Below are 12955 nucleotides of genomic sequence, written 5' to 3' on the forward strand. Positions count from 1 at the left end.
ATTATTGGTGTCTGAAAGTTGAGCACCAAGGGACACAGAATGGAAATGATTGCTACCAGTTATATTTTCAGAAGCGGGATTTCGAGGCAACTCCGAAAGGCGACCTTGATAGCGCTGGTGACTATTTAGCGCATGCACCAGACGGAGATCAACGGTGTCCACTTCCGTATATTGGGGACTTTCACCGAAACTTGTTCAGTGAATTTGAGAATGCGTTCGAATCGTGGTGTGAGAAAAACAGGGCATGAACGCGTGAGCCGCCTCGGGGCTAAGCCCTGGGGCATTGGGCCTGCCCCACCTATGGAATCTGTCTATTCGGGTCTGAGAGACCTATTGTGTCGGATTGAGAGATTCCGTTAGCTGTTGTTGCGTGGCAAGGCCTGTGTGGAACCGATCAATGATTTCTGCTTGATGTTCTGGACAAGCAAGGATGCCAACGGCGCCGTCCTGGACCGGGACCACGGATTGGTTTGGAGAATGGGGTGCGAGATGGCAGCTGGGACAATTGAGACCGCTGGCCGGCCGATAATCTAGGAGTTCAGCTGTGTTCTCGGTAGTAAATTCACAGATAGAGGTGAACTGCTCACGGTGGGAATCACAGCCAACAAGCGGGAGCGTAAGCTGATCCAAGAGCAGGAAGGACACCGTGTGACTGCTGTTTGAGTGGAGCGCAGACTCGCACGCATCACACTGAATCGGCGGATGACTGTGGACGTCATCCGTCTGCTGCTCGGAGGAATCTCCAGGAGGCATACTGAGGTGTGTAGGGTTGTATTCAACTGCCACACGGGTAAGTCATGGGACAGTGGCGTCTCCAGCACCTTGCTCGACGTCGGATTGATCAACAGTAAGCGATCTCATAACACTCCTTCACCGGTGGGTTGCCGTATTCCGACAGACAGTCTGACTAAGGACAGCGAACGAGTTGATTCGATCCTCCTTACCAGTCCGGCTGACAGAAGCACGAGAAGGGTTCGATACGCATCGGCCACCCCCAAGAGAGGCATCGGCTCGCGGATCGGGTTTGTTAGCCCCGGGAGGGGTGCGGGCGCGCCCACGAGGCGCGTCGTCGCGAACAAATCCATGAGTGATGCACAATCGGAGTCAGCAGTCGCGTTCGAAGATTCGAGCTCGCGAAGTGAATCGATGACCGAAACGATCGAGGCGTGGGTCGAGGACCTCATCACGCACGTCGAGGAGGCACGCGGAAGTGAAGCGTTCCAAGAGTGGCTGGACGTGCAGAGTCGGTTCCACGACTACTCCTACCGGAACACCCTCCTAATCCAGCTCCAGTGTCCGGAGGCGACGAAGGTCGCGGGCTACCGAGCGTGGCAAGAGGAGTTCGATCGGCACGTCCAGGAGGGCGAGCGCGCCATCTGGATCTGGGCACCGATCATCACCACGCAATGCCCGGAGTGTGGGAACTCGCCAAACTACCACGAACGGAGTGATTGTGAGTACGACGAGACGCCACCGGAGGAGTGGTCGGAGGGGCTCGTCGGCTTTCGGCCGGCGTCGGTCTTCGACGTCTCGCAGACCGAGGGCGAGCCACTCCCCGAGCTTGAGACGGCGGCGACGGGCGACGCCGGCGACCTCGTCACCGTCCTCGAAGACGCAGCCGCCGAACTCGACGTCGAGGTGCGCATCGTCGACACCGACGAGTGGATCCATGGACAGGCCGAAGGCATCTGCAAGCCGCGTGGGGCGGACGAACGGCCGGTCGTCGAGGTTCGGAATCGTGCGAACGAGGCGGATCTCGCGGTGACGCTCATCCACGAACTCGCACACGCACTCCTCCATGGCGCCATCAGCGACCCACTGGCGCGCTCCGAGCAGGAACTCGAAGCCGAGGCCGTCGCGTACATCGTCGGCCGCCACTACGGCCTCGACACGAGCAATTCGTCGTTCTACCTCGCCGCCTGGGCCGGCGACGACCCGGAGGCAATCCGGGAGCGACTCGGCCGCATTAGCCGGACGGCCGAGCAACTCATCGACGTCGTCGATTCAAAGACCGCATAGCGACCCAAACTCCTCACACTAGGAGGCGCCCTGTTCAGTCAACTATCCAATAGTAGTGAGAGCGAAAGCCGGTGTGATGGCGAAAATCCAGACCGAGGCGGCTGTATCCGATACGCTGATATGCAGACAAGTCCTAATAGGGGCAATGAACGATCTTACTGGCTTCCAGCGCGACCTGCTCTACGTTATTGCGGGACTGGACGAGCAGCACGGCCTCGCTATCAAGGCTGAGCTCGAGACGTACTACGAGAGCGAAGTCCACCACGGCCGTCTCTATCCGAACCTCGACACTCTCGTCGAGGAGGGGCTCGTCGACAAAGGCAAAATCGACGACCGCACCAACTCCTACACCCTCACGCGACGCGGCCGCCGCGAACTCGAAGCCCGCCGCGAGTGGGAAAACCAGTACGTCGACCTGTAGGTCATTCTCACTATCCGTCCTGAAGCAGTCGGAGTATCGGCCGTTGACAATATGGACTCTTCAGTCGGAGTCGATGAAGCAGCCGGTATGAAGGAGAGTGCAACCGAACGGCTATGTCGGACTGTTGAATAGGTGTGGTATGTCAGACCGGACTGACCGCCTGCTTGCCCTCCACGTGATATTGATGGCCCTGCTCGTCGTGTCACAAACAACCGTCGTTCCGCGAAATCAACTCCTCGGCACAATCGGCCTACTATTCGGCGCTATTGCTATCATACTCGCACTTGTAGAGCTTAAAGGCGCGTTCTGAGTCCAGCCTACTCTATTTCAGGCGCCCGCGACTCACCGGAACTGGGAACCCGGTTCTGCAAGACGGAGTACAGAGAGCGGCCACGCTTCCAGACACTCTTAACCAACAGTCTGCGCGATTCCGATGCGAGTGTTGGTTAAAGTTTGTTGGCGCCCGCGAGGAGCGGGGCGCACAGACCCCCGCTTTCGAACAATGCCAGAACACGATCTCGAGACGCTCCTAGAGGAAGCGGTGCACGTCGCGAACGACTACCCGGCGGTCGCGAACGGCGTCGCTAACTCGCTCCACGAATACCTACGGTATGCCGTCCTCCGTCTCCTCGAAGGCGACGCCGACCAGCCCTCACCGACAGTCGACGTAACCGTTGGATACGGGAGGGACGCAGCGATGGCGGACACCTGGCGGTCAATGGTTTCCTGGTGGAGCGAAATGCCCGTCCGAGAGGACCGCACGCGATTCCGCGTCTTCTACCCCGACGATGTCGCACACATCCCGCGCGCGGTCGGCGACGTGATGGGCGCACTCGGTGCGTGGCGTGGCTGGTCGGGCGACGCCGTCGACGTCGGCGCCTACAACCACCGAGGTCGTCGCGAGGTCCACTACTGCTGGCCAATCGGCCATCCCGTCGAGGACCGACTCGACGAGCGCCTCGAACGAGACACACAGGCCGTTGCGCCCGACGGGGGTTGTGCGGGCGACGTCCGAGCTCGCGAAGCCGTGAGCGACCAAGCGCAGACGGGAGGCCTCGAAGCACGGACACAACGCGCACTCGACGAAGAGATGGCCGTCTCACTCCTCGCGAAGGGCGGCCAGTACGAAGTTCGCTCGCAGTCCGGACGCGTCTACGACGTCGACGTGATCGCCAAGACGTGCTCCTGTCCGGACTACCAGCAGCGAGAACCCGATGGTGGGTGCAAGCACCTCCGCCGCGTCGACTACGAGATTAAGCACGAACAAGTCCCGCGGCCGGATGGCCGACTTCCCGAAACTCCGAAGTAGGAGAGTTAACCAACACGAAGGTGAAAAACAGGGTGTTGTTGGTTAACAGTAAAGAAAACACCCAGCTAGCGGGCGAGCACTATGAAAAGAGCGTCGCGAGCCGATCTAGAGGTCGCGCGGCTGGACCGTCTTGCGGCCGTTCGCCTCAGCGCGTGCCGCTGCTTCCTCGAGCAGTTCTTCAACCTCCTCGTCCAGCGCCTCGTAGAAATCGCCAGCAACGTTCTTCTCTGCCAGTGCATCCTTCACCGCAGCTTTGACAACAAGATCCGACATACAGCATCGAGTTCGTCCATCGATCACATATAAGTAGGGGTGAGGGTATCAGAATGTGGTAGTTGACAGGGACAGATCGGAGCCTGAGTTAATCTCGGCGGAGGGCCCGTTCTACTCGAGATTGAAGAATTGCCTGAGAGCGTTAACCAACACATCTAAGCAATCCCCGTGTCTGTTGGTTAAGACGACTACACGATGTCCGATTCACCACCGAAACCACCACAGAAGCTCTCACGCGACCTCGTCGAATCGATAGAGTGCTGTTCAGCGGAGGAGCTCCAAGCGGTTGAGCGCTATGCCGACGCGCTCGCCCAGTACCGTGAGCGAGAGACTCGACTTGCAGAGGAAGACCAGGACGAAGTAGAGGATCGTCCCAAAGAGCTGCCAGACGACGTTCCGACACGAGCGACGCTCACCACCAAAGAAATCAACGGTAACCGCTACTACTACTGGCAGTGGCGGGAGGGTGACAAGGTCACTTCGAAATACAAAGGGCCCGTTGAAGACGGAGAGTAGGTACCGAGAGGAGGGGAGACAGACACCCCTATCGATTTGTTTTTCGTGTGGATTGGAAGGGGGTAGCGATATTGAACTAGTTGGGGTCAGGGGAAGAGAGACCGGGAAATAGTCATCAAAGGGCTAGAGAAATACGCTAAGAAGGATTCTACTGAAGATTAGCTGTTGGACGGCTAGCCCAGGTACAGACACCCTTATCGATTTGTTCTAGAGGGTGGCGCTTGTAGTCGATCACACCACAAGGAAGAATTGATAATTTCCAGATACGATGGCGGATCGCAGCTGGGTAGAACAAATCGATAGGGGTGTGTTATTCTAGTCTAGCTAGTACTAGTCTAGAAGAAGAGAAGAGACAGAGATTCTTATTGGGCTTGTCGTGCTGTTCTTCACCTGTTGCTACGAGATTCTTGAGGAAGTAGTTGGGGCACTCGTACGGTCAAAACAAATCGATAGGGGTGTGAGGGTGTAGCAGCTAGTATCAGACGCCACTCGAACAAATCGGTGACGGTCAACATCTTAATCCTGATAACGTCGATTTTAACCGCCTCAGGTGCTTTAGAAACCGGAAACAAATCGATAGGGGTAACTATTTAGTAGTGGGATTGAGTTAGATCGTCTATGCCGCCCGACTCCGACGACCCGGTTGGCGATCCGGGCTCTATCAAGGACCTCATCCTCGAGCAAGATGAAGCCGCCAGTCTGGTCCGTAACCGTCGTCTTCTGGACCCGGACGAAATCGTCGACGAGGACCGGATTGTCGGTCGCAATGATCAGCTCACACAGATCACCCAGTACCTCCGCGTCGCGATCAACAACGAGTGCCCCCCAAACCTCTTCCTCTACGGACCCTCTGGAACCGGGAAGTCGCTCATCATCAACGCCGTCTGCCAGAACGTCGTTGACCTCTGTAGCACCCGTGACATCCGCTTCGGCGTCATCGAACTTAACTGCCAGAACGTCGGCACCCTTGGAACCGCGGTCTACGAACTAGTTCGCACCGTTGCGGACGACGCCGACGTGGCGATCGAGATTCCCGAGCACGGCATCCCGACTAAGAAGAAGTGGCGCGAACTCTACCGGCTCATCGACGAACACTACGACTCCGTGATGTTCGTCCTCGATGAACTCGACCTCCTCACCGGTCGCCGTGATATCGATGAACCAGCGTACTCCCGCCTTCTCTACCAGCTTACTCGTACCGGGAGCATCGACGACCTGCAAGCCGATGTCGCCGTCACCGCTATCTCGAACGACACTAAAATGATGGAGGATGTTGGGAGCCGGGCACTTAGCTCGTTCACGCCGGAAGACGTTCACTTCAGTGACTACGACGCGAACCAACTGCGCGAAATCCTCGGACACCGCGAAGACGCCTTTCATGACGATGCTCTTAGTGAGGACGTCATACCCCTTGCCGCTGCGTTCGCCGCCCAGACACACGGTGACGCGCGTATCGCGATTGATCTAATGCGGACTGCCGGTACTATCGCAGAACGCGACGGTGCTGACCAAGTCCGCGAGGAGCACGTTCGAATTGCCCAAGATAAAGTCGTGAAGAATCGTGTTCTCGAGGTTACCCGCGGAATCAGCACGCAGAAGAAACTGTGCCTCTTCGCGACCGCGGCAGTCGCCCGTGAGACGGAGAATACGGCCGCAAAGAGTACCGAAGCGTATCGTGTCTATCAGTACATTACGGAGACACTTGATGCTGACCAGCACTACCAAGAAACGTACGTCAACAAGATGAAGGAGCTTACGACGTACTCCTTGGTGAAATCCGGGCGGAAGAGCCAGGGCCCTCACTCGGGGAGCTATCTTGAATTCACTTTCGAGGAGAACCCTCAGACGATCATCGAGACACTCCGTGAAGATTCTCGTCTTGACGGCGTTGCGGACGATGAACTCCGAACCGTCGTCCGAGCGCAACTTACGAACTGACCGACACTGACGCTCTCTTGTGCTGCTCGATTCACCAACCGAGAGAACAAATCGATAGAGGTGCGACCCGTCGCAGTCACTCCGAACAAATCGATAGTGGTGTGGGGCTGGTGTGATTGCGCCTATCACGCGCAAATCGATAGAGGTGTCTGAACCTGACTAGTGGACTCATCCGGAATACGATTTGGTCGCAAGGAGCCTACCGAAGACTCACACATATCTAAGGTCGCTCATCCCGATACATCGTAACATAGCAGTTTCTCGAACCAGTCTTTGGATGAGTTGAGTTTCAGTGCAAGGAAGTCGAGATACTTCTGGAGATGGTGCTTTGAGACACCACGGAACTTCTTCAGCCACTGGCGAAGGAAGCTGTGGCGGTTCTCGCAGGTGTTTGTGTGAGAATCACCGATGACGTAGGTGTCGGAGTGGGTGACGGCCAGGTGGCCGTCCACCCCCTCCTCGTCCTCGATTCCATCGTAGATCGTGTAATCGTCGGTACAGAGGATGACACTACCATCACCGTACTCAGCAATGTCTTCGCCAGCATCTTCGAGGTCTTTGCAGACTACGAATCGAACTCGTCCGTCATCCCGACGGACGAGTGTCAAGACCGGTGGTTTGTCTGAGTCGAAGTCTCCTCGCCCCTTTTTGAGCGTCTTTGCCTGTGGTTCCTCGCTTGACAACCTCGTCACTTCCGCAGTGAAGACACGTCACCGTCTCGCCGAAACGGGCGAGACGGAGACGTTCAAAACATCGCTCACGTGGTGGAACGAAGACCTGTGCAGATTCTTCGTCCATCGTTAGTCGGTGTTCAGTTCGCCAGCAGAATGGATGTTACGGCCTCTCGGGATGAGCGCAGCATTAGATTTCATCGTAATAGAGTATTCTACGGGGATTATGTCACCATGGGGTAATACGGGTATCGATACCAAATATTGGTTTACCATTACTTGCGGTTCGTTTCCTCACTCGCTCACAGACAAACCATCACTTAAAAACTGAAACTCGACAGTTCGAACCGTCGTCCTTCTTGTTATTCTCCTTGTAACCCCGCTCACTCTTCGGTGTAGTCGGGGCATTCGGCGTACTCGATAGGGTCGCGGACGCCGACGTTTCGGAAGGCCTGGAGGCGGAAGGCGCAGGCGTCGCAGGTGCCGCAGGCGGGTTCGTCGTCGCGGTAGCACGACCAGGTGTGCTCGTAGGGGACGTCGAGTTCGGTGCCTTTCTCGGCGATGTCGGTCTTGGACCAGTCGACGAAGGGGGCTTCGATGCTAATCTGGGTGTCGTCCTTGGTGCCGACGTCGACGACCCGCTGGAAGGCGTCGAAGAACGCGGGCCGGCAGTCGGGGTAGCCGGAGAAGTCCTCGGAGTGTGCGCCGATGAAGACGGCGTCGCAGTCGTTGGCCTCGGCGTAGGAGGTGGCCATTGCGAGGAGGTTCGCGTTCCGGAACGGCACGTAGGACGTGGGGACTTCCTCGCTCTCCAAGTCCGCTTCTTCGACGTCCATCTCGTCGTCGGTGAGCGAGGAGCCCCCGACCTTCGAGAGATGGTCGGTGGTGAGATGGAGGAAGTCCGCGGCGTCGAAGTAGTCGGCTTGCTCCCTCGCGCACGCGTACTCCTTATCCTCGGTGCGCTGCCCGTAACTCGTGTGGAGCAGGTAGAGCTCGTAGCCCCGTTCCTGGGCGACGGCGGCAGCGGTCGCGGAGTCCATGCCGCCGGAGGCGAGGACGACGGCGCGTTTTTCGTCGCTCATCGCTGGCCCTCCGCGCGGTCGACGGCTGCCTGGAACCGCTCGCGTTCGACATCGGTAGGATCACCGATCGTCGTCCGGGTGGTTGTGGTGCTCTCAGTCTCGATACCGCGCATCGATTCACAGAGGTGGGTGGCGTTCATTTCGACGAGTACCAGGGGTGCGTCCAGTTCATCGGCGAGGCCGGACGCGATGTCGTTCGTGAGGCGTTCCTGCATGGTGAGTTGGCGGGACTGCCAGCGGACGTACCGCGCGAGCTTCGAGAGGCCGACCACTTCCTCGCCGGGTCGGTAGGCGACGTGGGCGGTGCCGTGGAAGGGGAGGAGGTGGTGCTCGCAGAGCGAGTAGAACGGGATCCCCGTCTTCACGACGAGGTCCTCGCTCTCGGCGTCGAACGTCCGCATCGTCGGCTTCGCCTCTCTCTGCGTGCCTTCGGTGAGCGTCGCAAAGGTGTCTGGGACGCGGCGCTCCCACGTGTCTTGGAGGCCGGGCCGGTCAGGATCCTCGCCAAGTGCTTCGAGGAGGAGGCGCGTCGCTCGCTGGGCCTTCTCCCGGTCGATACCGTCTTCGGTCTGTGTGAGTCGTGAGTGCTGTGTCATCGTCTCAGGTACCGGGCGCGTCGTTCCAGAGGTCGACGTGCAGGCGCGGTGTGTAGCGGTAGCCGTACTCCATCGCGAGCTCGGCGACCGTGTTCCGCGAGTCGTCTAACTGTTCGCGCGTCGTCCCTTCAGGCATCAAGAGGACATCCGAGTCTGGAATCGTCGTCGCGGTGGCGTTCCGAATGCGTTCGAGAAGGTCCTCAATCTCCGGGAGGTCGTCTTCGCCGGTGACGACATATTTCAACTGCGAGTCGTAAGCGTCGACGAGATCGGCGAGCGCGTCGACGTCGATTCGGCGTTCCTCGTGGCGGTCGGCCCACTCGCCGTCGCCCTTCGGATCCTTCTCTCCGGTAGGCGTGCTGGAGGCGAGCTTCGGGCTGATACTCGCGAGATTTATCGGCGCGTCGCGATAGATGGTGCCGTTCGTCTCGACGGTCGTGTGGTACCCCAACTCGTCGAGACGTTCGAGAAGGTCGACCGACTGCTCGTGGATGAGCGGCTCGCCACCCGTGAGAACGACATGGTCGGCCTTCTCGTGGGACTCGACTTCCTCGACGATGTCCTCGAGAGTCATCGTGCCGTGCGTCGGCTCCCAGGAGGTGTGGTAGGAGTCGCAAAACCAGCATCGGAGGTTGCACCCGCTCGTGCGCACGAAGACGCTTGGAACGCCGGCGAGCGTGCCCTCACCTTGGAGCGAGTAGAAGCACTCGTTAATCGGGAGCTCCGCGGCGTCAGACGTCTCTGTGGTCGACGGATCGGAGTCGACGGTCGAGTTGACGGGCATCAGTAACTCTCCGCGCAGAGTTCGGCTGTTTCGCGGACGGAGACGGAGATCTCGGAGACACGGTCCGGGAGAGCTTCGTGGAGCTTCTCCTCGAGGAGGACACCCATTACTTCAGCCGTCGGTGGGTATTCGAGGACAACGAGACCATCGGAATCGCCGCTGGCCTCGAAGGCCTCGACGAGCGGGTCGCCGGTCTCGACGAGGAAGCGATGATCCCATTCGTCGATGACGTTCGTGACGTCGCCCTTGTCGACGACCCAGCCGTTCTCCGAGAGCGTGCCAGTCACTTCGACGGAAATATCGTAGTTGTGGCCGTGGGGGCGACTGCACTTCCCGTCGTGATGGCGGAGCCGATGGCCGGTGCTGATTCGGATGGGCCGGTCGCCGCCGATGTGGAGGGTCCGTTCCCCGGCGTCGGCGAGTGATGACGCGGGCTGCTGTTCGAGAGACACGGATCCGTATTCTCTAAGGAAGTGCAAAATAATATCGATAGAGTACTAGACGAACATCAGATGGGTGTAACTGTGTTCTGATTAACTGCTCCATTCTCGCGTAACCTACTCCCGTTGAGATCGCGTATCTCTCGATAATATGTCCTTTCGATGCTCACGACGTGTTTTTCTATCCTCCGAGTAGGTGGAGGAAATTCACAGTGGTACGTCCGATGAAATTCATCGACACGAGCGGTGACGAACACGAGATAACCTGTGTTGAGCGAGACGATTGGAGCAGTCTTAGTGACCCCTGTCCGGAATGTGGTGGACAAGAGTTCAACCACATCTCGACATCTGGCGGCCACTATAGTTCCCGGGATGAAGCTGTCGTACTGCGCTCCGACTTTTGGGATGCCGAGAAGGCACAGTTCACTCGTTGTCGAGATTGTCGTGCAGTTCTCTACAAACATTCAGCGTTCGATCTGCTCTTCGAGCGTTGCGCAGAAGACGAAACAGGTTCTACTGGACTCTAGTCACTACTCAGTCGGCTTCCGCGAGGAGTTCCCCAACTTCTCGACCCCTCTCTGATCAACATCTGTGGTTGTTATCTATAGTCAAAATCTATTCCCAGATCTATAGACTATATTTTTCTACTATCTTTTGACTATATCTATAGACCAAATCTATATGCCGTGTGCGTGTGTCGGATTGATGCATATGCCCACGAAACGCTGCTCAACATATCTGGCCAAGGGGGGAACTGGGAAGTCGACCTCCACGGCCCACATCGGTGCCGCGCTCGTCGAGCAGGACCACGACGTCCTCCTCCTCGATCTCGCCGGCAAGCAGGACGACCTCGCGACGATCTTCGGCATTCACGACAGCGTTCAAGCGGACGTCGCGAACGACGACGCATATCCGAACATCGCGACGACGATGGAGGAGGACTGGAGCCAACTCGTCGACATCCTCGGCGGCCCTGAAGCCGCGCTCGACGAACTCGTCTACGAGACCAGCGAAGGCGTCGATCTCATTCCGGCACACGAATCGCTCGACACGATGGACGCGGACCTCGGAAACGTCGACAATGCCCAGGAGCGCTACTCGCGACTCCGCCGATTTCTCGACAAGACCGTCGAGCCGACCGATCGGTACGATGTCGTCCTCCTCGACCTCCCAGGCGCCCCGAACAATCTCACGTATAACGGTATCTGGGCCACCCGTGACGTCCTCACTCCAGTACTACCGGGCGAACTCGAAGTCAAACAGGCGCGTGGGCTTCGCGACGATCTTGTGATGATCCGCGAAGAATACGATATTGATGCCCGACTCGCGATGCTGATACTCAACCAGTATCAGCGCGGTCGGAACCTCTCCAAGCGAAAGCACCAGGAGCTTGAGGAAGAGTTTGGCGACCTACTCGCGCCGGAGTGGGTGGTGTCTTCCGAGCAGGTTGCGCAAGCCACTGAGGAAGGTCACACGCTCTTCGCGATTGACGAGGACGAACTCACCTCGACTGGCGCCGATGCGAAGGCCGCGTTCAGCGAGAACGCCGAAGCACTCTACGAGCGACTCCGCTAATCATGGACGACGAAGAACGCGAACGGCAGATCGAGGAGTTCAAGAAGAACAGCAAGACCGCTGGCGGCGACCGAATCAGCGCGGACGCCCATCCGCGCGAGGAAGCGATCGATCGCCTTGAGTATTACCTCACGGAGGTGCACGATGGCGATATCTCGCGTTCGGTGTCATTCTACGATCCGGGAATGGCTGCGATCCTCGCGTACCTGGAGGAGGATTCCGCGCGTCTCACCGAAATTGTCGCCACGGCCCAAGAGGAACTCGGTCGCGACGTCGACCGAGAGGAAGCCGATCGCGCCGAACTCATCCGCCTCATTTGCCGGGTCGGACTCGCGGAACTCGACGCGGACCTCCTCGACGAGACTGGCGAGGCCAATCAGAACCGGATCAATCGCAACGCACGACAGATATAGACCAAACCCATAGGATAATTCTATAGACCATAGATATGGCCTGTAGGAGGATGCCGTTTGGTGCTGTTGATAGACAAACTTCATGATTGCGTCGCCAGGACAGAGTACTATGGATCTTCGATTTGACGTATAGCCGCCTTCTTAGGAGATATTGACGTCGCCAGAGGTCATAAGACCGTAGTCATTGAAGTCGCGAAACCACTCCTGGGTAGTATTACAGCACAGACGCTTCCCCGAACCTAGATTAGCCAATTCTAAAATAGACAATTTTGAATTAGGCTATCCAAGGGTATTTTATTGGTGGGCGGCGATTGATACCTATGGAGCGTTTCGTGGACCGTGATGCGGAACTCTCGCGACTGCGGGAGTGCTACGAATCCGACAGCGGCGAGCTGGCAGTCATCTACGGTCGTCGGCGTCTGGGAAAGACCCAACTCGTTCAACACTCGCTCCGCGATCGGGACGACGCCGTCGTCTATCAGGGGACTGAGACCACTGCACAGCTCCAACTCGACGAGTTCGTCGACGTTGCCGCCGAGACGTTCCCTGGCATCACGAACATCAAGCGGGACTGGGAGGCACTCCTCGGCTATCTCGGTGACCAAAACGCGGTCGTCGTCTTAGACGAATTCCCCTATCTCATCGACGCTGACGGGAGTCTCCCCTCCGTCATCCAGCGCCTCTGGGATCATCACTTCCAGCAGACGTCTGGAACGCTTGTTCTCGTCGGCTCATCGATCAGCATGATGGAAGAAGCTGCTCTCCTCGGGAACAGTCCACTCTACGGCCGAGCGACCGTAAAACTGGACCTCCGACCGCTTGACTTCACCGCCACTCAGGAGTTCCTCCCGGACGCCTACACGCCCGAAGACCGTGTGTTCGCGTGGGGCGTCCTCGGCGGTGTCCCGTACTACCTCG

The 12955-nt window shown here is 58.0% G+C and carries 14 protein-coding genes and 1 pseudogene; 9 read left to right on the forward strand and 6 right to left on the reverse strand.

The annotated features are described in order from the left end of the window. Window positions 1-1083: 1083 nt before the first annotated feature. The 4 genes from ABDZ36_RS00955 to ABDZ36_RS00970 all read left to right on the forward strand — a co-directional run bounded on the left by ABDZ36_RS00955 (window position 1084) and on the right by ABDZ36_RS00970 (window position 3749). Window positions 1084-2019 (forward strand): ArdC-like ssDNA-binding domain-containing protein, encoded by a 936-nt coding sequence (locus ABDZ36_RS00955; protein WP_211312989.1) that lies wholly within the window; start codon window positions 1084-1086, stop codon window positions 2017-2019. 145 nt (window positions 2020-2164) lie between these two features. Further along, window positions 2165-2440: a PadR family transcriptional regulator gene (locus ABDZ36_RS00960; protein WP_211312990.1), complete on the forward strand. Its 276-nt coding sequence runs from the start codon at window positions 2165-2167 to the stop codon at window positions 2438-2440. Window positions 2441-2579: 139 nt separating this feature from the next. After that, window positions 2580-2750, forward strand: coding sequence for a hypothetical protein (locus ABDZ36_RS00965; RefSeq protein ID WP_211312991.1), 171 nt, complete (start codon window positions 2580-2582; stop codon window positions 2748-2750). Between the two features lie 192 nt (window positions 2751-2942). Next, window positions 2943-3749, forward strand: a complete 807-nt coding sequence (locus tag ABDZ36_RS00970; RefSeq protein WP_211312992.1) for a hypothetical protein — start codon at window positions 2943-2945, stop codon at window positions 3747-3749. Window positions 3750-3854: 105 nt separating this feature from the next. Here ABDZ36_RS00970 and ABDZ36_RS00975 read toward each other — a convergent pair whose 3' ends face one another. After that, window positions 3855-4022 carry a DUF1931 family protein gene (locus ABDZ36_RS00975; protein WP_044957043.1) on the reverse strand — a complete coding sequence of 56 codons (168 nt, stop codon included), beginning with the start codon at window positions 4020-4022 and terminating at the stop codon, window positions 3855-3857. Window positions 4023-4217: 195 nt separating this feature from the next. Between ABDZ36_RS00975 and ABDZ36_RS00980 the strand changes: the two genes are divergently transcribed. Next, a complete protein-coding gene (locus ABDZ36_RS00980) occupies window positions 4218-4538 on the forward strand; it encodes a DUF6788 family protein (protein ID WP_211312993.1) in 321 nt (106 codons plus the stop codon). A gap of 618 nt (window positions 4539-5156) precedes the next feature. Further along, window positions 5157-6476, forward strand: a complete 1320-nt coding sequence (locus ABDZ36_RS00985) for an orc1/cdc6 family replication initiation protein (protein ID WP_020220671.1) — start codon at window positions 5157-5159, stop codon at window positions 6474-6476. Window positions 6477-6706: 230 nt separating this feature from the next. On the opposite strand, the pseudogene ABDZ36_RS00990 reads toward ABDZ36_RS00985, so the two are convergent. The 5 genes and pseudogenes from ABDZ36_RS00990 to ABDZ36_RS01010 all read right to left on the reverse strand — a co-directional run bounded on the left by ABDZ36_RS00990 (window position 6707) and on the right by ABDZ36_RS01010 (window position 10061). Next, window positions 6707-7274: pseudogene (locus ABDZ36_RS00990) on the reverse strand (IS1595 family transposase). Window positions 7275-7530: 256 nt separating this feature from the next. Then, window positions 7531-8229, reverse strand: a complete 699-nt coding sequence (queC, locus tag ABDZ36_RS00995; protein ID WP_211312994.1) for a 7-cyano-7-deazaguanine synthase QueC — start codon at window positions 8227-8229, stop codon at window positions 7531-7533. Then, entirely contained in the window at window positions 8226-8825 is a 600-nt protein-coding gene (folE, locus tag ABDZ36_RS01000) for a GTP cyclohydrolase I (protein ID WP_020220675.1), read from the reverse strand. Before folE ends, queC begins: the two co-directional genes overlap by 4 nt. A 4-nt stretch (window positions 8826-8829) precedes the next feature. Further along, the gene (locus ABDZ36_RS01005; RefSeq protein ID WP_020220676.1) at window positions 8830-9609 is read right to left on the reverse strand and encodes a 7-carboxy-7-deazaguanine synthase QueE; all 780 of its coding nucleotides are present in this window, start codon (window positions 9607-9609) and stop codon (window positions 8830-8832) included. Beyond that, on the reverse strand, window positions 9609-10061 hold the full coding sequence (locus ABDZ36_RS01010) for a 6-pyruvoyl trahydropterin synthase family protein (protein WP_211312995.1): 453 nt from the start codon (window positions 10059-10061) through the stop codon (window positions 9609-9611). Before ABDZ36_RS01010 ends, ABDZ36_RS01005 begins: the two co-directional genes overlap by 1 nt. Window positions 10062-10760: 699 nt before the next feature. Between ABDZ36_RS01010 and ABDZ36_RS01015 the strand changes: the two genes are divergently transcribed. From ABDZ36_RS01015 to ABDZ36_RS01025, 3 genes are all read left to right on the forward strand, one after another. Continuing rightward, window positions 10761-11624, forward strand: coding sequence for a ParA family protein (locus tag ABDZ36_RS01015; RefSeq protein WP_211312996.1), 864 nt, complete (start codon window positions 10761-10763; stop codon window positions 11622-11624). A gap of 2 nt (window positions 11625-11626) precedes the next feature. Continuing rightward, window positions 11627-12037: a DUF8115 family protein gene (locus ABDZ36_RS01020; protein WP_020220680.1), complete on the forward strand. Its 411-nt coding sequence runs from the start codon at window positions 11627-11629 to the stop codon at window positions 12035-12037. 320 nt (window positions 12038-12357) lie between these two features. Further along, window positions 12358-12955: AAA family ATPase (locus ABDZ36_RS01025; protein WP_343749158.1), on the forward strand; the 598-nt coding region annotated here is incomplete at its 3' end.

It is taken from the genome of Halarchaeum salinum (assembly GCF_039520965.1).
In the GTDB taxonomy this organism is placed as follows: Archaea; Halobacteriota; Halobacteria; order Halobacteriales; family Halobacteriaceae; genus Halarchaeum; species Halarchaeum salinum.

Coding starts and splice junctions, on each gene's coding strand:
- ABDZ36_RS00955 (WP_211312989.1), top strand. CDS start 1,084: ATGAGTGATGCACAATCGGAGTCAGCAGTCGCGTTCGAAGATTCGAGC.
- ABDZ36_RS00960 (WP_211312990.1), top strand. CDS start 2,165: ATGAACGATCTTACTGGCTTCCAGCGCGACCTGCTCTACGTTATTGCG.
- ABDZ36_RS00965 (WP_211312991.1), top strand. CDS start 2,580: ATGTCAGACCGGACTGACCGCCTGCTTGCCCTCCACGTGATATTGATG.
- ABDZ36_RS00970 (WP_211312992.1), top strand. CDS start 2,943: ATGCCAGAACACGATCTCGAGACGCTCCTAGAGGAAGCGGTGCACGTC.
- ABDZ36_RS00975 (WP_044957043.1), bottom strand. CDS start 4,022: ATGTCGGATCTTGTTGTCAAAGCTGCGGTGAAGGATGCACTGGCAGAG.
- ABDZ36_RS00980 (WP_211312993.1), top strand. CDS start 4,218: ATGTCCGATTCACCACCGAAACCACCACAGAAGCTCTCACGCGACCTC.
- ABDZ36_RS00985 (WP_020220671.1), top strand. CDS start 5,157: ATGCCGCCCGACTCCGACGACCCGGTTGGCGATCCGGGCTCTATCAAG.
- queC (WP_211312994.1), bottom strand. CDS start 8,229: ATGAGCGACGAAAAACGCGCCGTCGTCCTCGCCTCCGGCGGCATGGAC.
- folE (WP_020220675.1), bottom strand. CDS start 8,825: ATGACACAGCACTCACGACTCACACAGACCGAAGACGGTATCGACCGG.
- ABDZ36_RS01005 (WP_020220676.1), bottom strand. CDS start 9,609: ATGCCCGTCAACTCGACCGTCGACTCCGATCCGTCGACCACAGAGACG.
- ABDZ36_RS01015 (WP_211312996.1), top strand. CDS start 10,761: ATGCCCACGAAACGCTGCTCAACATATCTGGCCAAGGGGGGAACTGGG.
- ABDZ36_RS01020 (WP_020220680.1), top strand. CDS start 11,627: ATGGACGACGAAGAACGCGAACGGCAGATCGAGGAGTTCAAGAAGAAC.